This is a genomic window from Inquilinus sp. (assembly GCF_057815775.1).
The window spans coordinates 1-16,092 of sequence record NZ_JBYRFX010000026.1 but is presented as its reverse complement, the minus strand read 5'-3'; the positions used below and the strand labels follow the sequence as shown (position 1 = coordinate 16,092).

General features: G+C 69.0%; 18 protein-coding genes and 1 pseudogene. 10 read left to right on the top strand and 9 right to left on the bottom strand.

Going from position 1 to position 16,092, the window contains the following annotated elements; translation table 11 throughout:
- The 5 genes and pseudogenes from AC3XYG_RS01060 to ssuD all read left to right on the top strand — a co-directional run.
- The coding region (locus AC3XYG_RS01060) for a PAS domain-containing protein (protein WP_489137957.1) at nucleotides 1–670 on the top strand (670 nt) is incomplete at its 5' end.
- Between the two features lie 36 nt (nucleotides 671–706).
- Nucleotides 707–3,232 (top strand): bifunctional diguanylate cyclase/phosphodiesterase, encoded by a 2,526-nt coding sequence (locus AC3XYG_RS01055; protein ID WP_489137956.1) that lies wholly within the window; start codon nucleotides 707–709, stop codon nucleotides 3,230–3,232.
- A 164-nt stretch (nucleotides 3,233–3,396) separates the two neighbouring features.
- Nucleotides 3,397–3,834 (top strand): annotated as a pseudogene (locus AC3XYG_RS01050) (ABC transporter substrate-binding protein); the annotation flags it as partial.
- Nucleotides 3,835–3,878: 44 nt separating this feature from the next.
- Nucleotides 3,879–4,355 (top strand): type 2 periplasmic-binding domain-containing protein, encoded by a 477-nt coding sequence (locus AC3XYG_RS01045; protein ID WP_489137958.1) that lies wholly within the window; start codon nucleotides 3,879–3,881, stop codon nucleotides 4,353–4,355.
- Between the two features lie 35 nt (nucleotides 4,356–4,390).
- Complete coding sequence (gene ssuD / locus AC3XYG_RS01040) at nucleotides 4,391–5,554, top strand: FMNH2-dependent alkanesulfonate monooxygenase (RefSeq protein WP_489137955.1); 1,164 nt, start codon at nucleotides 4,391–4,393, stop codon at nucleotides 5,552–5,554.
- 101 nt (nucleotides 5,555–5,655) lie between these two features.
- Here the strand turns inward: ssuD and AC3XYG_RS01035 are convergent, their stop codons facing one another.
- The 3 genes from AC3XYG_RS01035 to AC3XYG_RS01025 form a co-directional block, all read right to left on the bottom strand.
- A complete protein-coding gene (locus AC3XYG_RS01035) occupies nucleotides 5,656–6,702 on the bottom strand; it encodes an aldo/keto reductase (protein WP_489137954.1) in 1,047 nt (348 codons plus the stop codon).
- Between the two features lie 167 nt (nucleotides 6,703–6,869).
- Entirely contained in the window at nucleotides 6,870–7,685 is an 816-nt protein-coding gene (locus AC3XYG_RS01030; RefSeq protein WP_489137953.1) for a DODA-type extradiol aromatic ring-opening family dioxygenase, read from the bottom strand.
- Between the two features lie 93 nt (nucleotides 7,686–7,778).
- Nucleotides 7,779–8,390: an FMN-dependent NADH-azoreductase gene (locus tag AC3XYG_RS01025; protein WP_489137952.1), complete on the bottom strand. Its 612-nt coding sequence runs from the start codon at nucleotides 8,388–8,390 to the stop codon at nucleotides 7,779–7,781.
- 157 nt (nucleotides 8,391–8,547) lie between these two features.
- Between AC3XYG_RS01025 and AC3XYG_RS01020 the strand changes: the two genes are divergently transcribed.
- Nucleotides 8,548–9,012 carry a winged helix-turn-helix transcriptional regulator gene (locus tag AC3XYG_RS01020; protein WP_489137951.1) on the top strand — a complete coding sequence of 155 codons (465 nt, stop codon included), beginning with the start codon at nucleotides 8,548–8,550 and terminating at the stop codon, nucleotides 9,010–9,012.
- A 107-nt stretch (nucleotides 9,013–9,119) separates the two neighbouring features.
- Here the strand turns inward: AC3XYG_RS01020 and AC3XYG_RS01015 are convergent, their stop codons facing one another.
- Nucleotides 9,120–9,362, bottom strand: a complete 243-nt coding sequence (locus AC3XYG_RS01015) for a DUF1127 domain-containing protein (protein WP_489137950.1) — start codon at nucleotides 9,360–9,362, stop codon at nucleotides 9,120–9,122.
- A gap of 305 nt (nucleotides 9,363–9,667) precedes the next feature.
- Nucleotides 9,668–10,528 (bottom strand): LysR family transcriptional regulator, encoded by an 861-nt coding sequence (locus AC3XYG_RS01010; protein ID WP_489137949.1) that lies wholly within the window; start codon nucleotides 10,526–10,528, stop codon nucleotides 9,668–9,670.
- A gap of 103 nt (nucleotides 10,529–10,631) precedes the next feature.
- Between AC3XYG_RS01010 and AC3XYG_RS01005 the strand changes: the two genes are divergently transcribed.
- The 4 genes from AC3XYG_RS01005 (at nucleotide 10,632) to AC3XYG_RS00990 (ending at nucleotide 13,120) form a co-directional block, all read left to right on the top strand.
- The gene (locus tag AC3XYG_RS01005) at nucleotides 10,632–11,543 is read left to right on the top strand and encodes a DMT family transporter (protein ID WP_489137948.1); all 912 of its coding nucleotides are present in this window, start codon (nucleotides 10,632–10,634) and stop codon (nucleotides 11,541–11,543) included.
- A gap of 108 nt (nucleotides 11,544–11,651) precedes the next feature.
- Entirely contained in the window at nucleotides 11,652–12,038 is a 387-nt protein-coding gene (locus AC3XYG_RS01000) for an NADH:ubiquinone oxidoreductase subunit NDUFA12 (RefSeq protein ID WP_489137947.1), read from the top strand.
- A gap of 24 nt (nucleotides 12,039–12,062) precedes the next feature.
- Nucleotides 12,063–12,596, top strand: coding sequence for an outer membrane lipid asymmetry maintenance protein MlaD (gene mlaD / locus AC3XYG_RS00995; protein ID WP_489137946.1), 534 nt, complete (start codon nucleotides 12,063–12,065; stop codon nucleotides 12,594–12,596).
- A gap of 11 nt (nucleotides 12,597–12,607) precedes the next feature.
- Nucleotides 12,608–13,120, top strand: a complete 513-nt coding sequence (locus tag AC3XYG_RS00990; RefSeq protein WP_489137945.1) for a DUF2155 domain-containing protein — start codon at nucleotides 12,608–12,610, stop codon at nucleotides 13,118–13,120.
- A 1-nt stretch (nucleotide 13,121) separates the two neighbouring features.
- Here the strand turns inward: AC3XYG_RS00990 and AC3XYG_RS00985 are convergent, their stop codons facing one another.
- The 4 genes from AC3XYG_RS00985 to AC3XYG_RS00970 form a co-directional block, all read right to left on the bottom strand.
- Complete coding sequence (locus AC3XYG_RS00985) at nucleotides 13,122–13,496, bottom strand: MAPEG family protein (protein ID WP_489137944.1); 375 nt, start codon at nucleotides 13,494–13,496, stop codon at nucleotides 13,122–13,124.
- Nucleotides 13,497–13,555: 59 nt separating this feature from the next.
- The gene (locus tag AC3XYG_RS00980) at nucleotides 13,556–14,476 is read right to left on the bottom strand and encodes a GNAT family N-acetyltransferase (protein ID WP_489137943.1); all 921 of its coding nucleotides are present in this window, start codon (nucleotides 14,474–14,476) and stop codon (nucleotides 13,556–13,558) included.
- Nucleotides 14,473–15,123 (bottom strand): leucyl/phenylalanyl-tRNA--protein transferase, encoded by a 651-nt coding sequence (gene aat / locus AC3XYG_RS00975; RefSeq protein WP_489137942.1) that lies wholly within the window; start codon nucleotides 15,121–15,123, stop codon nucleotides 14,473–14,475. The genes AC3XYG_RS00980 and aat overlap by 4 nt, the downstream gene beginning before the upstream one ends.
- A gap of 141 nt (nucleotides 15,124–15,264) precedes the next feature.
- Nucleotides 15,265–16,092, bottom strand: an 828-nt coding sequence (locus tag AC3XYG_RS00970; RefSeq protein WP_489137941.1) for an ABC transporter ATP-binding protein, incomplete at its 5' end; no start/stop codon positions are given.

Sequence of the window (16,092 nt, the reverse complement as noted above, 5' to 3'; positions counted from 1 at the left end):
GGACGACCTGTTCCGCCGGATCCTCGACAGCGCCCCGATCAGCATGGCGATCGCCGGGCCGGACGGGCGGTGCCGCCAGGTCAACGCCGCCTTCTGCGCGATGTTCGGCTATACGCCGGCGGAGTGCATCGGCCGCACCGTCGGCGATATCGTCCACCCCGACGACCGGGAGGCGGTGCTGCAGGCCTTCGTGGCGCTGCAGCAGGGCGAAATCGAAACCGCCCGGGCGGAGCGGCGCTACGTCCGCAAGGATGGCGGCACGTTCTGGGGCATGGCCAATGTCTCCGTCCTGCCCGACGCGGCCGGCGACCTCTACATCTACCAGATCGTCGGCATCGGCCCGCAGAAGCAGGCCGAGGCGGACCTGACCGCCAGCGAGCTGCGCTGGAACGTCGCCGTCGCCAGCGCCGGCCAGGGGATCTGGGACTGGAACCTGGCCACCGGCCGGATCTGGCGCTCCCGCCAATGCACGGCGATGCTCGGCTTCCCCGAGGCCGAGATCGACGAGGCCGGTGATGCCTGGTGGCGCAGCCGGTTGCACCCGGACGATGTCGATCGGGTGCTGCAGACTTTCGAGCGGCTGGTCGAAGGCGGCGAGCTGATCTACGACATGGATTACCGCCTGCGGCACCAGGACGGGCGCTGGGTCTGGATCCTGGCCCGCGGCTAGGTGGTGGAGCGGGCGGCGGACGGACGGCCGACCCGGATGATCGGCACCAACACCGACATCACCCGGCAAAAGGAGATCGAAGAGCAGTTCGCCAATGTCAGCGAGCGACTCGAACTCGCGGTCAAGGCCGGCCGGATCGGGGTGTGGGATCTCGACCTCTCCACCGGCCTGTACAATCTCAATGCCGAGATGCACGAGATCTACGGTTTCGGCGAGACCGGCATGCGGGCCGGGGTCGCGCCCGGCGCCTATGGCGGCACGCTGGACGAGGCTTTCGCCATGATCCACCCCGACGATGTCGGGACGGTCGCGGCGGAGTGGCAGCGCGCCCTGACGGAGACCTCTTCCTATGAAGGCGAGTTCCGCATTCGCCGAACGACAGGCGAGATCCGGCACATCTATTCCGTCGCCCATGTGCAGCGGGCCGCGGACGGCACGGCCCGCCGGGGCATCGGCATCAATCTCGACATCACCGAGCAGAAGCAGGCGGCGGCCCGGCTCGCCGGCCTTAACGAACGGCTGCAGCTGGCGATGGAGGTCGGCCGCATCGGTATCTTCGATCTCGATTTCGCCACCGGCCGGTACAGCTGGGACGGCCGGATGTACGAGCTGTACGATGTGCCGCCGGGACAGTTCGACGGCAGCCTGGAGATGTGGCTCGGCTTCGTGCATCCCGACGACCTGGACAAGGTGCTGCGCGAGAACGAGGCCGCGATCCGGGAAACCTCCGTCTTCAGCATCGATTTCCGGATCCGGTTGCCGCGTTCGGGTGGGATCCGCCACATCCGCTCCCTGGCCCGGGTGATCCGCCACCCGGATGGCAGCCCGGTCCGGGCCATCGGCATGAACTGGGACATCACCGACCATATGGATCTGGCCGAGGCGCTGTTCGAGGAGAAGGAGCGGCTGCGCATCACCCTGCATTCGATCGGCGATGCGGTGATCTCCACCGACGCCCAGGCCCGGATCAGCTTCATGAACCCGGTGGCTGAGCAGATGACGGGGTGGCCGGCCGCCGAGGCGATGGGCCGGCCGGTGACCGAGATCTTCCGGCTGGTCGACGAGGCCGCCGGCGATCCGATTCCGGATCCGGTCGGGGTGTGCCTGGAGCGGATGGAGCCGCTGTATCTCAGCGACGGCGCCATCCTGCTGGGCCGTGGCAGCGAACGCCGCAGCGTGCGGGATTCGGCGGCGCCGGTCCGCACCGCCTCAGGGGAGATCATCGGCGCAGTGCTGGTGTTCCAGGACGTGACCAAGGACCGGGTGCTGCAGCAGGCGCTGGTGCATTCCGCCAGCCATGACAGCCTGACCGGCCTGCCCAACCGCATGGCCTTCGAACACGGGCTGCGCGAGGCTGTCGGCCAGGTTCGGCGCGGCGGCCGTGAACAGGTGCTGTGCTACATCGATCTCGACCGCTTCAAGATCGTCAATGACGGTGCCGGCCATGCCGCCGGCGATGCGCTGCTGCGCGACGTCGCCAACCTGCTGCGCCGCCGCTGCCGGGCCGAGGACCTGGTCGCCCGGCTCGGCGGCGACGAATTCGCCCTGCTGCTGCACGACTGCACCATCGGCGACGGCGTCACCATCGCACGCCAGCTGATCCGCGCCGTGGCGGGCTTGCGCTTCCTGTGGGACGACAAGGCCTATCATATCGGCGCCAGCGTCGGGCTGACCGTGGTTGCCGCCGATGCCGGGCGGCCGGACGAGCTGATGAGCCAGGCCGACGTCGCCTGCTACACCGCCAAGACGGCGGGGCGCAGCCGGGTGTCGATCTATGGCGGCGACGGCAGCGCGGCCCGCCGGCATCATCGCGAGATCCAGGTCGCGGCCGGCATCCGCAACGCGATCGAGACCAAGCGCTTCCGCCTGTACGCGCAGGAGATCCGCAGTCTGCGGCCGCAGGCGGAGCCGATGCGCCATTTCGAGATCCTGCTGCGCATGCAGGACGACAATGGCGGTATCGTCGAGCCGGCGGATTTCATCCCGGCCTCCGAACGCTACGATCTGATGGGCAGCATCGACCGCTGGGTGATCCGCACCACGCTGCGCGACCACGGCCCACATCTGCGCGCCGCGCTGGACCTGTCGATCGGCATCAACCTGTCAGCCAATTCCCTGAACGACCCGTTCCTGTGGCCGTTCCTGAAGGAGGAGCTGTTCGTGTCCGGTCTCAACCCGGGCCGGCTGCACCTTGAGATCACCGAGACGGCGATGATCAACAACCTGGGCGCTGCCGGCCAGTTCGTGTCGCGGGCGCGCGGCGCCGGCTGCCGCGTCGTGCTCGACGATTTCGGCACTGGCCTCAGCTCCTTCAGCTATCTCCGGCAGTTCCCGGTCGACGGGCTGAAGATCGATGGCGGCTTCATCCGCCAGGTGGTGGGAAGCGCGGTCGACCGGGCGATCGTCGAATCGATCAACGCGATCGGCCACCGGCTCGGCGCCATCACCATCGCCGAGCATGTCGAGGATGAGGAGACGCTGGAGATCGTGCGGGCGATGGGCATCGACCAGGCCCAGGGCTTCGCCGTCGGCCGGCCACAGCCAATCGACACGGCGCTTTGACCGCCAGCCGGCTCAGAAATAAAACATAATAATAATGTTATATAATTTATAATTCAACATCGAGATATGAGATTTATGTTGACGTATTCCGAGTTGGATGGAGAGATTACGGCTGGGCGCCGGATCGTCGGGCCTGACTTGGCCGTCTTTCCGGAGAATTGGACATGCTTTCGCGCCGTACCCTGCTGTCGACCACCCTGGCCATCGCGGCTGCTGCGCCCCTGATCGCCGGCCGGCCGGTTCGGGCGGAGGAGGCGCCGAAGGCTCTTCGCATCGGCTACCAGAAGAACGGCATCCTGCTGGTCGCCAAGACCCGCAAGTCGCTGGAGGAGCATTTCGCTGCTGATGGCGTCGATGTGCAGTGGATCGAATTTGCCTTCGGCCCGCTGCTGCTGGAGGCGTTGAATGCCGGCAGTATCGATTTCGGGGCCACCGGCGACACGCCGCCGATCTTCGCCCAGGCGGCGCAGGCCGATCTGGTCTATGCCGCGGCCTCGCCGGCCGCCGGATCTGGGCAGGGGCTGGTGGTGCCGAAGACCTCCACCGCGCGGACCGTGGCCGATCTCAAGGGCGCGCGGATCGCCGTCGGCAAGGGCTCCAGCGCCCACAACTTCCTGGTTGCGGCGCTGCAGAAGGCGGGGCTTGGTTGGCAGGACATCACCCGATCTACCTGGCCCCGGCGGATGCCCGCGCGGCCTTCGCCGGCGGCAGCTTGGACGCCTGGGCGATCTGGGACCCGTATTTCGCCATTGCCGAGCTGGAAGAATCCGCCCGCGTCATCGCCACCTCCGCCGATGTCGAGCCGCAGAACTCCTACTTCCTCGCCAGCAAGGGCTTCGCCACCGACCACTCCGCCACGCTGCGCGACCTGGTGGCGGAGCTGGACCGGGTCGGCGTCTGGGCCGATGCGCATCATGACGATGTTGCCAAGCTGTTCGCCGACGAGACCGGCATCAGCCTGGCGGCGGAGCAGCGCTCGGTCGACCGCTCCTCGTTCCGCCTGGGGCCGCTGACCGATGTGATCGTGACCCAGCAGCAGAAGATCGCCGACCGCTTCGCCGCCCTAGGCCTGATCCCGGCGCCGATCGTGGTGCGGGACATCGTCTGGACCCCGGCCGCTTGAGCGTGCCGCCTCTCTCCATCACCGGGACGCCGCCCATGTCCGATTCCCAGAAGCCGCTCGACCTGTTCTGGTTCATCCCGACCAGCGGCGACGGCCCCTATCTCGGCACCCAGGACCGGCACCGGCCGGCCGATTTCCGCTATCTGCGCGAGATCGCGACAGCGGTCGACCGGCTCGGCTTCACGGGCGTGCTGCTGCCGACCGGGCGCGGCTGCGAGGATGCCTGGATCACCGCCACGGCGCTGGCCACCGCCACCGAACGCCTGCGCTTCCTGGTGGCGCTGCGCCCCGGCGTGGCGACGCCCGCCTTCTTCGCCCGCCAGGCCGCGGCGCTCGACCGCATCAGCCAGGGCCGGCTGCTGCTCAACGTCGTGGTCGGCGGCGACCCGGCGGAGCTGGCCGGCGACGGCGTCTTCCTCGACCATGACACGCGCTATGCCCAGGCAGCGGAGTTCCTGACAATCTGGCGCCGCCTACTGGCGGGCGACACGGTCGATTTCGAGGGCGACTTCCTCAAGGTGAAGGGCGGCAAGCTGTCCTTCCCGCCGGTGCAGCGCCCGCACCCGCCGCTGTGGTTCGGTGGCTCCTCAGACGCGGCGCTCGACCTCGCCGCCGACCAGGTCGACACCTACCTGACCTGGGGTGAGCCGCTGGAGCAGGTGGCCGGGAAGATCGAGGCCGCCAAGGCGCGCGCGGCGGCCCGCGGCCGCACCCTGCGCTTTGGCATGCGCATCCACCTGATCGTGCGCGAGACGGAGGACGAGGCCTGGCGCGTCGCCGAGCGGCTGATCCGCGACGTCTCCGACGATGCCATCGCCGAGGCCCAGAAGAAGCTGGCGGATGGCTCCGATTCCGTGGGGCAGCAGCGGATGACGGCGCTGCATGGCGGCCGCCGCGACAAGCTGCTGGTCGGGCCCAATCTGTGGGCTGGTATCGGGCTGGTGCGCCGCGGCGCCGGCACCGCCCTGGTCGGCGATCCCGAGACCGTGGCGGCGCGCCTGCGCGAATACCAGGCGCTGGGCATCGAGACGATCATCGCCTCGGGCTACCCGCATCTCGAGGAAGCCTACAATGTCGCGGAGCTGCTGTTCCCGGCGCTCGGCATCGGAGCGGATGCCGAAAAGGCCGGCGCGCACGAGCTGCATCCCGGCGAGTTCGGCACCGCTGCCGGAAAGCCGAAGCTGACCGCGGTGTCGTAGGGGCTGGCGGTCATAGCTCCGCCCGCATCCTTTTCACTCTCCCCTCCCGCAAGGGGAGGGGAGAGTGAAAAAGTCGGGATCAGAAGAGTAGAACCTCGGTCCTACCCCTCCTTCTTCGTCCAGGCCGTCGGCTTCGGGTTGCGCTCTTCGAAGTCGATCTGGTGCCAGTAAGGATAGGCCGGCGTGCGGTGGCTGGCGTCGTCCAGCAGCGCGACCTGCTCCGGCGTCAAGTTCCAGCCGACGGCGCCGAGATTCTGCTTCAGCTGTTCTTCGTTGCGGGCGCCGATGACGATGTTGGCCACGGTCGGCCGCTGTAGCAGCCAGTTCAGCGCCACCTGCGGGATGGTCTTGCCGGTGTCCTTGGCGACGATGTCGAGTGCGTCGACCACGGTGTAGAGGTATTCGTCATCGACCGGTGGGCCGCCAACGCTGCCGCCTGACCCGATGCGGCCCCCGGCGGCAGGCTGGCCGCGCCGGATCTTGCCGGTCAGGCGGCCCCAGCCCAGCGGGCTCCACACCATCAGCCCGACCTTCTGGTCGACGCCCAGCGGCATCAGCTCCCACTCATAGTCGCGGCCGATCAGCGAGTAATAGCCCTGATAAGCGACATAGCGGGCGAGGCCGTATTTCTCCGACGTCGCCAGCGCCTTCATCAGGTGCCAGCCGGAGAAGTTGGAGGCGCCGATATAGCCGATCTTGCCGCTGCGGGTCAGGTCGTCGAGCGCGCGCAGCGTCTCGTCGACCGGCGCGATCGCGTCGAAGCCGTGCATGAAATAGAGGTCGATGTGGTCGGTGCCGAGCCGCTTCAGGCTGGCCTCGCAGGACCGAATCAGGTGGTAGCGCGACGATCCCATGTCGTTCGGGCCGGAACCCATCGGAAAGGTCGCCTTGGTCGAGATCAGGGCCTGGTCGCGGCGGCCCTTCAGGGCCTGGCCGAGGATCTCCTCCGACACGCCGGCGTCATAGACATTGGCAGTGTCGAAGAAATTGACGCCGGCCTCCAGGCACAGATCAACCAGGCGGCCGGCCTGGGCGACGTCGGTGTTGCCCCAGCGGTTGAAGAATTCGGTGGTGCCGCCGAAGGTGGCGGTCCCCAGGCTGAGCACCGGCACCTTGAGGCCGGATCCGCCGAGCTGACGGTATTCCATATGTTGTCTCCGCGATAACGGAAGAAGGCAGCGCCCGGTCCGGGGCCACCCGCAAGAAGGCGGGCAGTGTAGGGCCTTAGGCACGGCCGTCGGCCCCTGTGTTGCCGGGCACCTGCTGCGTGCCCCCTGCATCGCCGGCGCCCTTGTTCGAGGCGCGGGGTGCCAGTTCAGCCGAAGCGGAAGCCGGACACCGCCTTGCCGTTGATCCGGTCGTTGTAGATGCGCTGGCCGCGATCGGCGCCGGCGGCGCCGGCGGCGACGAACAGCGGCACCAGATGCTCGCTGCGCGGATGGCACTCCAGGGCACCGGGCGCCGCGGCCCAGCTCGCCAGCGCCCGGTCACGCTCGGCCGGGTCCGCGGCCTCGACCGCCGCGCTGAGCCAGGCGTCGAACCGCTCGGTCGTCGAATCGAAATCGGGGTCGGTCGACCGGAACATCCGCAGATTGTGGAAGCTCATGCCGCTGCCGACGATCAGCACGCCCTCGTCACGCAGCGGCGCCAGGGCCCGGCCGATGGCGAGATGCGCCGCAGGGTCGAGATCCTGCTGCAGCGACAACTGCATGATCGGCACGTCGGCGCCGGGATAGATCAGCATGAAGGGTATGAAGACGCCGTGGTCGTAGCCGCGCGCCGCCTCGGTCCCGGTGTCGATGCCGGCCGCTTGCAGCAACCCGGCCGCGCGCGCCGCCAGATCCGGCGATCCCGGCGCCGGATATTCCAGGCGGTAGGTGTGGTCGGGAAAGCCGTAATAGTCGAACAGCAGGGGCGGGGCGTCGCCGACATGCACGGTCGGCCGCGCCTCCTCCCAATGGCCCGAGATCACCAGCACCGCCTTGGGCCGGATGCCGAGTTCGGCATCGAGGCCGCGCAGATGGACGCCCAGTCGGTCCCACAGATCCGCAGGCCCGAAGCCTGCCGGCATGAACGGCCAGGGGCCGCCGCCATGCGGGATGAACAGGGTCGGCAGGCGGGTGTCGGTCATGTCGCGGTCTCCGGGCGGGCGGTGGGCTGGCCACGGCGACGATGATGGCACGGCCGGCGCCGCCGGCTCAATCATACGGCGCCGGCCGATGGCTCAGGCGGCGAGGGCGGAGACGCGGGCCAGGGCGCCGGCGACGGCCTTTTCGGCGACATCGGGGCCATAGGCGACGCCTTCGACCGCGATGGTCTCGATATCGGTCAGCCCGACGAAGCTGAACAGGTGCTTCAGATAGGGCTCCTGGAAGTCGAACGGCTTGCTCGGCCCGTCCGAATAGACGCCGCCGCGCGCCTCGACCAGATACACCTTCTTGCCGGTGATCAGGCCATGCACGCCGGTCTCGTCATAGCGGAAGGCGACGCCGGCCCGCAGCAGGTAGTCGAACCAGCTCTTGAGGGTGGAGGCGAGGCCGAAATTGATCATCGCCGAGGCGATGACGATGGTGTCGGCGGCAAACACCTCCTGCAGCAGTGTGTCGGACAGGGCGATCGCGGCCTGCTGCGCCGGGCTGCGGCCTTCGGCCGGCAATGCCTGGGCGGCCAGGAAATCCTCACCGATATGCGGCAGGGCCGAGGCGGCCAGGTCGCGGCGGGTGACCGTGGCGCCGGATGACTGGGACTGCAGCCGGTCGACCAGGGCGGTGGCGACCTTGGTCGACAGCGACGCGGCGCCGCGCGGGCTGGAGGTGACGAACAGGATGCGGCTCATCGGGAACAGGTCCTTGTTGCGAAGGAATCGGGGTGTTCGATGGAAGCCGGCCGGCCGATCGGATCAGTCCCGGGGTTGATCTGGCCCCGGGTCAGTCACATTTTGTGACTGACGCACAATTGATGACTGCGCCGGATCCCCGCAAGGAGGCACATTTTTGGAACCCAGTCACACGGATGGTCATGCCGACTGCCGGGCGATCAGCGACGTGCTGGCCCGGATCGGCGACAAATGGACTGTCATGGTGGTGGGGCTGCTGTCGGACAAGCCGATGCGCTTCAACGAATTGCGCCGCACCATCGGCAGCATCTCGCAGCGGATGCTGACCCTGACGCTGCGGGGGCTGGAGCGGGACGGGCTGGTGACGCGCACCGTGTTCCCGACGATTCCGCCGCGCGTGGATTACGACCTGACCGATATGGGCCGGACGCTGATCGACCCGCTCAAGACGCTGTTCGCCTGGGCCACGACGCATCGGCCGACGATCGAGACGGCGCGGCAGGCCTTCGACGTGATCTCGCCCAATGTGCAGGTGCCCCATCCGCCGCGCCAGGTGCCGCCGCTGCCGCGATCGCGGCTGCCGAGCCTGGCGGCGATCCAGGGCGATCCTGCCGCGGAGTAATCGGCAGCCGCTCAGACAAAAGAAAACCCCGCCGGCTTACGCTCGGCGGGGTTTTCGCGACCCTTGTCCGGGGGAGGAGTCGGACAGGGCGCCTCCGGTCGATCCGATCACGCAGCGCGGCGGATGACCGAATCTTCGTTCGCGGCGGCGCCAACGGTGGCCGGGCGAAGCAGCGAAGAAACGTCGGCGTGGCCGATGTTGGTGTCGCGGGCGGCACGGCTCAGGCGCTCCATGATGGTGCCGCGGTTCATGCCGATGTCGGCAAGCAGGCGGTCATCGAGCTGCATCAGAGCGGCATAGGCGCGGCGACGTTCCCAGGCGGCAGAGATCTTGTTGAGCAGGGTGTTCATTTCGGCATTCCTTCAATTCGTGCCGCGTCTTGCGATGTTCGCGGCGCGGCGTGCGGTGTGTGTCACTGCACGAGCCGATATATGCGCTTACCTTAGCCATGCTTGTACCCCTGCCTATCGCACCGCAGCAATGCAGGTGATGCAATGCCTGACATTTAAGCGCCCCCTCCGCCCAGCTTCTGCCTTGGTTGGCGGAATTCGTCGCAATTCCGCCGCAATCAGGCTCGGTCGGGCTTTGGTGCAGTGCAAAACAATTGGGCAGGTGGTGCAAAGCAATGAGGCTGCCGATAAAGTAAGCGGGAATACTATGTCGCTGTAGCAAGCTCCGGTAGCATCAGGCCTTCGGCCAGATGGCGGCCCAGCAGGGCACCGGCCGGCGCCAGGCCAGGGGTGCGGTGCAGGCGGATATCCGCCTCCGGCAGCGGCGGCAGCCCGTCGCGGTCGCTCAGCGGGCGCAGCTCCGCCGGGAACAGCCCGGCCTTGACCACGGTGACGGCCAGGCCCTGCGCCGCTATCGCGGTGACTGCCGCCAGGCTGTGGCTGACGAAGGCCAGGCGCCAGGGCTGGCCGGCTTCGTCCAGCGCCGCCATCGCCCAGGCCCGGAACAGGCAGCCTTGCGGATACAAGGCGAGGGGCAGTGGGCTGCGCTCGTCAGTGGCCAGGGCCCGGCCGGCGGCCCACACCGCCCGTTCGCGCCGCAGGAAGGTGCCGCCGCCATCGCCCGCCGCATGCATCGCCAGCACCAGGTCGAAGCGTTCGCCCAGCCGCAGCAGCATCGGCCCGGTCAGCCCCGTCACCATTTCGACCTGGATGTGAGGGTGGGCGGCGGCGAAGCCGGCCAGCAACGGCGGCACCAGGCGGGTGCCGTAATCCTCCATCACCCCCAGCCGGACGATGCCTTCGACCTGCATGTCGCGCAGCCGGCCGACCGCCTCGGCCGACACGGCCAGGATGCGGCGGGCATAGCCTAACAGCACCTCGCCGGCCGGGGTCAGCCGCAGGCCGCGGCGGCTGCGGTCCAGCACCGGCGCGCCGATCGCCGCCTCCAGCCGCTGGATCTGCATGCTGATCGCCGACTGGGTCCGGTTCAGCGCCGCGGCGCCGCGGGTGAAGGAGCCGTGGTCGGCGACGGCGACGAAGGCGCGCAGCAGATCCGGATCGAGCATATCGGCCTTCATCAAAATCTGTGATGAAGCAGATCACAGTTATGCGTTTCCGTGAAGTCGATGGCGGTTCCTATCATGCTTCTGCATGACGGGAGGGGCGGCGATGGGGCGGGATATGCAAGGGGTGATGGCGGCGTTGCTGTCGAGCACGCTGGGCGGCAGCTCGGTGGTGGCGACGCGTTTCATCATCGGCGCCACAGATCCGGCGACGCTCGGAGTCTTCCGCTTCGGCATCGGCTGCGTCCTGCTGGTGCCGGTGGTGCTGGCGTTGCGAGTGCCCTGGCCGCCACGGCGGGATGTGCCGGCAGTGATGCTGCTGGGCCTGCTGTTCTTCGCCGCCTTCCCGTTCCTGTTCAACGCCTCGCTCGGCCACACCACCGCGGCGCGCGGGGCGCTGGCCCTGTCGACCCAGCCGCTGCTGACCCTGGCGGCCGGCGCCGCGCTCGGGGTCGAACGCCTGACCCTGCGCAAGACCGCCGGCGTGCTGCTGGCCATGGCCGGCGTCGCGACGGCTTTGGCGGCCGGGCTGGCCGATGCGCCGCCGCAGGCCTGGCGCGGCGACCTGCTGATGGTCGGGGCCGCCGGGTGCAGTGCCTTATACAATGTGTGGTCGCGCCCCTATGTCGGGCGCTCGGCCGCCCTGTCCTTCACCGCGCTCGGCATGGCGGCGGGCGGCTGCGGCCTGCTGGCGGTGCTGCTGCTGACCCGGCCGCCGGCACTGCCGTCCTTCGATGCCGCGGGCTGGGCGGTGGTGCTCTATCTCGGCATCGTCGGTTCCGCCGTCACCTTCTTCCTGTGGTCCTTCGCCCTCGGCCGGACAACGCCGACGCGGGTGTCGATCTCGGTCGCGGTCAACCCGGTGGTGGCGGCGCTGCTCGGCGCCGCGCTGCTGGGCGAGCCGGTGGGCTGGCCGCTGCTGCTGGGCCTCGGCACCGTCGCCGCCGGCATCGCGCTGGCAGCGACCGATCCGCGGCGTCCGGCGCCGGTTCCGCGGCCGGCCGCGCCCTCGCCTTGAAAATGCCCAGGCCCGCGGCGGCGGGTACACTGGACGGGCACGACCGACGATGCCATAGTCCGCGCCATTCGGCGGCCAGGGGCCGTCACACGGTGTGTCCACGGATCCATGGCCTTCGATCTGAGCGAATTCGGGCTGCGCGCCTATCTCAACTTCGTCACCTGGCGGCGGGGCTCCCTCGTCGGCACCGACGCGCTGGGGAATCGCTATTTCCGCAGCCGCAAGATGCCGGCGAACGGGCGCGAGCGGCGCTGGGTGGTGTTCGACGGTGGCACCTCGGATGCGAGCCGCGTGCCGCCGGAATGGCATGGCTGGCTGCACCACACCTTTCAGGAGCCGCCGGGCGAGATCAGCCCGTTCCGCCGCGCCTGGCAGCAGCCGCCGGAAGCCAACGCGACCGGGACCGAGCACGCCTACCTGCCGCCCGGCCATCCGCTGCGCGGCAGCCACCGTGCCAAGGCGACCGGCGACTACGAGCCCTGGACGCCGGCGTGACCGGACACGCCTAAGGATAGATAGATGCACAGGAACGTCATCGAAACGGTGATGGGTGCGGTTGTCTTGGCCGTGGCCCTGCTGTTCCTGGGGTTTGCGTACACCAGCGCCAACCTCCACTCCGTGTCCGGCTACAAGCTGAAGGCGCAGTTCGACCAGGCCGACGGCGTCGGCACCGGCACCGATGTGCGGATCGGCGGTGTCAAGGTCGGCACCGTGACCAGCGTGACGCTGAACCCGAAGAGCTACCTTGCCGATGTCGAGCTCTCGATCGACCCGGCGATCAAGCTGTCGCCCGACACCGCCGCGGCGATCAGCAGCGACGGGCTGCTCGGCGGCCGCAGCCTGTCCCTCAGCCCTGGCGCCGAGCCGGACAGCCCCAATGGCTGGCTGAAGGATGGCGATACCATCGACCACACCCAGTCCAACCCCAGCCTCGAGCAGCTGCTCGGCCAGGTGATCTTCAACATCGGCCAGCTCAGCGACAAGGCGGGCAACAGCGGCGGGGCCGGCGGCCAGGCGCCGCAGCAGAAGCCGGCGGGCATGCTGGGGAATTGATGAGCGGAACCATGCGCCGTTTCCCCGTCCTTCCGGTCCTGGCGGCCCTGGCCACGGTGGCGGTCTCCGCCGCCGGCCACGCGGCCGCCACCATCAACCAGCCGATCGCGGAGCTGCGCGGGCTCGACAAGATCACCGCGCGCACCCAGCCGCTGGAAGCCAAGGTCGGCGACAAGATCCAGTTCGGCACGCTCAGCATCACGGTGCGGGCCTGCCGCAAGGCACCGCCCGAAGATCCGCCGGAAAGCGCCGCCTTCCTCGAGATCACCGACACGCCGCCGACCAAGGATGCGGGCAAGCCGCCGGTGACGGTGTTCTCGGGCTGGATGTTCGCCTCATCGCCCGGCGTCTCGGCGCTGGATCACCCGGTCTACGACGTCTGGGTGGTCAGCTGCACCGACAGCTCGCCGGCTGCGGCCTCCGCCAGCCAGGAGGTCGACGACAACGTGCCGGACGCCTCGCCGCTGCCGCTGCCGGAGATGAAGATCATCCCGCCGGCGCTCCCGGCCAGCCGCCAGCAGTAAGCTAAAGCACCGCCACCGCGAACAGGCCGAGGACGCAGAGGAATCCGAGCGTCCACAGGCCGGAGCGCAGGCTGGGCAGATCAGCCGCATAGGCGCCGGTATAGGCCAGGCGCAGCATGACGAACAGGCCGGCCAGCAGGTCGACCCGCCCCTGCGGCGCCGCCGCCAGCTGGGCGATGATGACGGCCGCGGCGAAGGCCGGGAACGTCTCGAAATGATTGCGATGCGCCCAATCCAGGCGCTGCTGCCAGCCGGTCATCCGCTCCATGCCCAGCCGTGGGGCATGGTTGTCGATCCGCGCCGCCGACTTGGCCGGCATGATGGTGAGATAGGGCAGCATGATCGCCGCCAGCACCATCCAATACGCGAAGGTCATCGAGTCGACTCCGGCTGCGAAGGTGGCATTCTCGGCACCCGCCGGGGCCTTGGAAAGGGCTATGCGACCGGGCCCGGTCCGAATGCCTTGGCGTAGACCGGGATGGTCTCGCTGACGGCGAAGCCGTGGCGCCGGTACAGGGCCAGCGCCGTGTCGTTCGCCGCCGCCACATCCAGCGCCGCGCTGCCGGCGCCTGCCTCATGCAGCCGGCGCAGGCTCTCCGCCACCAGGATGTCGCCCAGCCGGCCGCCGCGGAATTCCGGGTCGCGGCCGATCAGCCCGATCTCACCTTCGCCGCCGGGCGGCTCGGGCGGATGCACCCGCAGGAAGCCGGCGACGCGGTCACCCTGCAGGATCAGCCCACACTGCGCCGCCATTCCCCGGGCCCGTTCGGCGAAGCTGTCGAAGTCGGGGATGCTGGAACCGGGAACCGCGGCCATGGCGCGGCAGACCGCATCGTGCTGGCTGCGCATGGTAGCCTCGGTCGGTTGGCCCCATGCCAGCCCGTCGGGCAGCGGCGGCACCGGTGGCGGCGCGCCGTCGAACGGCCGGCGCATCAGATACATCCGGTAGGCCAGGCGGTGGCCGCGGGCCTCCAGCTCGGTATCCCAGCCTCGGAACAATTCCACGGCCTCGACTTCCAGGCTGCGGCGCAGGCTGCCTGATATTGCCGCCTCGGCCTCCTGCAGCAGCCGCCGGGCCAAAGTGGCCCGGTCGCAGTCCGGATCGAGGCCGAGCAGCACCAGGCTCGCCGCGTCGGCTGCGTTGCTGCAGGTGTCGACCAGCATGGCGACGGCGACGCGATTGCCGTCGGCATCCGCGAGATCGATGATGCAGCCGGGGCCGGAGGCCAGCCGGGCCATGCCCCAGCGCGGCTCGAACGGCAGCTGCGGCGCCGGGTGCGCCTGGATGAAGCCGATCAGCGCCTCATCGGGCGGGCCGGCTGGAACCGGCCGGCGGACCAGGGCCGGGGCGTTCATGGCGACTCCGCTCCGCGTTTGAGCAGGTCTGTCAGCTCGGCTGCCGGGTCAGCGCCGACCCAGTCCGGCCGCAGCGCCAGGGCGGCGGCCAGGCGGCGGCGATACACGGCGCGATCGATCTCCGTCGTGCCGAAGCGAGCGAGATGGGTGGTGACGAATTGGGTGTCGAGCAGGACGAAGCCGGCGGCCCGCAGCCGGGCAACCAGATGGATCAGCGCCACCTTGCTGGCATCGGTGGCGCGGCTGAAAATGCTCTCGCCGAAAAAGGCGGCGCCGAGCGCCACGCCGTACAGCCCGCCGGCCAGCGTGTCGCCGTCCCAGCACTCGACGCTGTGGGCGAAGCCGCCGCGGTGCAGCGTGGTGTAGAGGGCGACGATCTCGTCATTGATCCAGGTGCTCGGCCGGTCGGGCGCCGGCGCGGCACAGGCGGCGATGACGCCGGCGAAATCCGCGTTGGCCGTGACCCGGAAGCGGCCGGCCTTCACGGTGCGGGCCAGCCGGCGGGGCACATGGACGCCATCGAGCGGCAGCACGCCGCGGCGCGGCGGGTCGAACCAGTGCAACTCCACGCTGTCGGCCGATTCCGCCATCGGGAACAGCCCGGCGGCGTAGGCCCGCAACAGCAGCTCGGGCGTGATGCTGGTCATGTCAGGGACCCGATGGTGGTCCCTGACATAAGGGTCGTCGCGGCATTCATGTTCCGTCGATAGCCGAGGCCGCCGCCGCCGTCCATCTGTCACGGCGCATTCTGTCAACGATCTAGCCGGTTGCACAGAAGGGCGGTTCCTCTAAGTCGGATCTTCCAGGCTGAACTGGTTGGCCTCGCCGTCATAGGCGAACAGTTCGGCATAGCGGCCCCAGGAGATCGCGGCCCGCAGCGTCTCCTCGGCCCGGTCCTCGGACATGAAGTCCTCGAGTTCTTCGGAGAAGCGCAGCCGGGGGGCCCGGTGGCTCGGCCGCTCGTCCAGCACCCGCCGGATCAGGGCGGCGATCGGCACATGGGCCAGCAGATGCGCCGCGAACAGCCGCTTGCGGTGGTCGACGTCGGACTCGGCAAACACCCGGCCATGCTCGGTCAGGTGGATGTCGCCATCGGCCATGTCGGCGAAGCGCAACAGCTGCAGCGTCTCGGCGATCGGGAACAGCTCGTCCGCCTCCATCTGCAGCGTCGCCGCCAAGTCGGGCAGGTCGGCCCGGCCCTTGTAGGGGGCGGCCGCCAGCGCTTCCATCAGGCCCGACATCAGGTTGGTCGAGACATGCGGCAGCTCCATGCCGATGCCCGTGCCGGGAAATCCGCCCGTGGATTTCGGCCCGGTTTGCCCGGCTGTGCTGCGGTTGGTCATGCGGGCATAGATGTCGTCGACCATCCGGCGGAACTCGGGGTCCAGCCGGTTGCGCGGATGCGGCAGGTCGATGCGGATCTCCGCCGCCACCCGGCCGGGATTGGACGAGAAGATCAGGACGCGGTCGCACATCAGGATCGCCTCCTCGATGTTGTGTGTCACCATCAGGATCGACTTGATCGGCAGCCGTCCTTCCATCCACAGGTCGATCAGGTCGGTGCGCAGCGTTTCCGCGGTCAGCACGTCGAGCGCGGAGAACGGCTCGTCCATCAG

What these genes read in the sequence shown, in the direction of transcription:
- AC3XYG_RS01055 (WP_489137956.1), top strand. Translation starts at nt 707, where the DNA reads ATGATCGGCACCAACACCGACATCACCCGGCAAAAGGAGATCGAAGAG.
- ssuD (WP_489137955.1), top strand. Translation starts at nt 4,391, where the DNA reads ATGTCCGATTCCCAGAAGCCGCTCGACCTGTTCTGGTTCATCCCGACC.
- AC3XYG_RS01035 (WP_489137954.1), bottom strand. Translation starts at nt 6,702, where the DNA reads ATGGAATACCGTCAGCTCGGCGGATCCGGCCTCAAGGTGCCGGTGCTC.
- AC3XYG_RS01030 (WP_489137953.1), bottom strand. Translation starts at nt 7,685, where the DNA reads ATGACCGACACCCGCCTGCCGACCCTGTTCATCCCGCATGGCGGCGGC.
- AC3XYG_RS01025 (WP_489137952.1), bottom strand. Translation starts at nt 8,390, where the DNA reads ATGAGCCGCATCCTGTTCGTCACCTCCAGCCCGCGCGGCGCCGCGTCG.
- AC3XYG_RS01015 (WP_489137950.1), bottom strand. Translation starts at nt 9,362, where the DNA reads ATGAACACCCTGCTCAACAAGATCTCTGCCGCCTGGGAACGTCGCCGC.
- AC3XYG_RS01010 (WP_489137949.1), bottom strand. Translation starts at nt 10,528, where the DNA reads ATGCTCGATCCGGATCTGCTGCGCGCCTTCGTCGCCGTCGCCGACCAC.
- AC3XYG_RS01005 (WP_489137948.1), top strand. Translation starts at nt 10,632, where the DNA reads ATGGGGCGGGATATGCAAGGGGTGATGGCGGCGTTGCTGTCGAGCACG.
- AC3XYG_RS01000 (WP_489137947.1), top strand. Translation starts at nt 11,652, where the DNA reads ATGGCCTTCGATCTGAGCGAATTCGGGCTGCGCGCCTATCTCAACTTC.
- mlaD (WP_489137946.1), top strand. Translation starts at nt 12,063, where the DNA reads ATGCACAGGAACGTCATCGAAACGGTGATGGGTGCGGTTGTCTTGGCC.
- AC3XYG_RS00990 (WP_489137945.1), top strand. Translation starts at nt 12,608, where the DNA reads ATGCGCCGTTTCCCCGTCCTTCCGGTCCTGGCGGCCCTGGCCACGGTG.
- AC3XYG_RS00985 (WP_489137944.1), bottom strand. Translation starts at nt 13,496, where the DNA reads ATGACCTTCGCGTATTGGATGGTGCTGGCGGCGATCATGCTGCCCTAT.
- AC3XYG_RS00980 (WP_489137943.1), bottom strand. Translation starts at nt 14,476, where the DNA reads ATGAACGCCCCGGCCCTGGTCCGCCGGCCGGTTCCAGCCGGCCCGCCC.
- aat (WP_489137942.1), bottom strand. Translation starts at nt 15,123, where the DNA reads ATGACCAGCATCACGCCCGAGCTGCTGTTGCGGGCCTACGCCGCCGGG.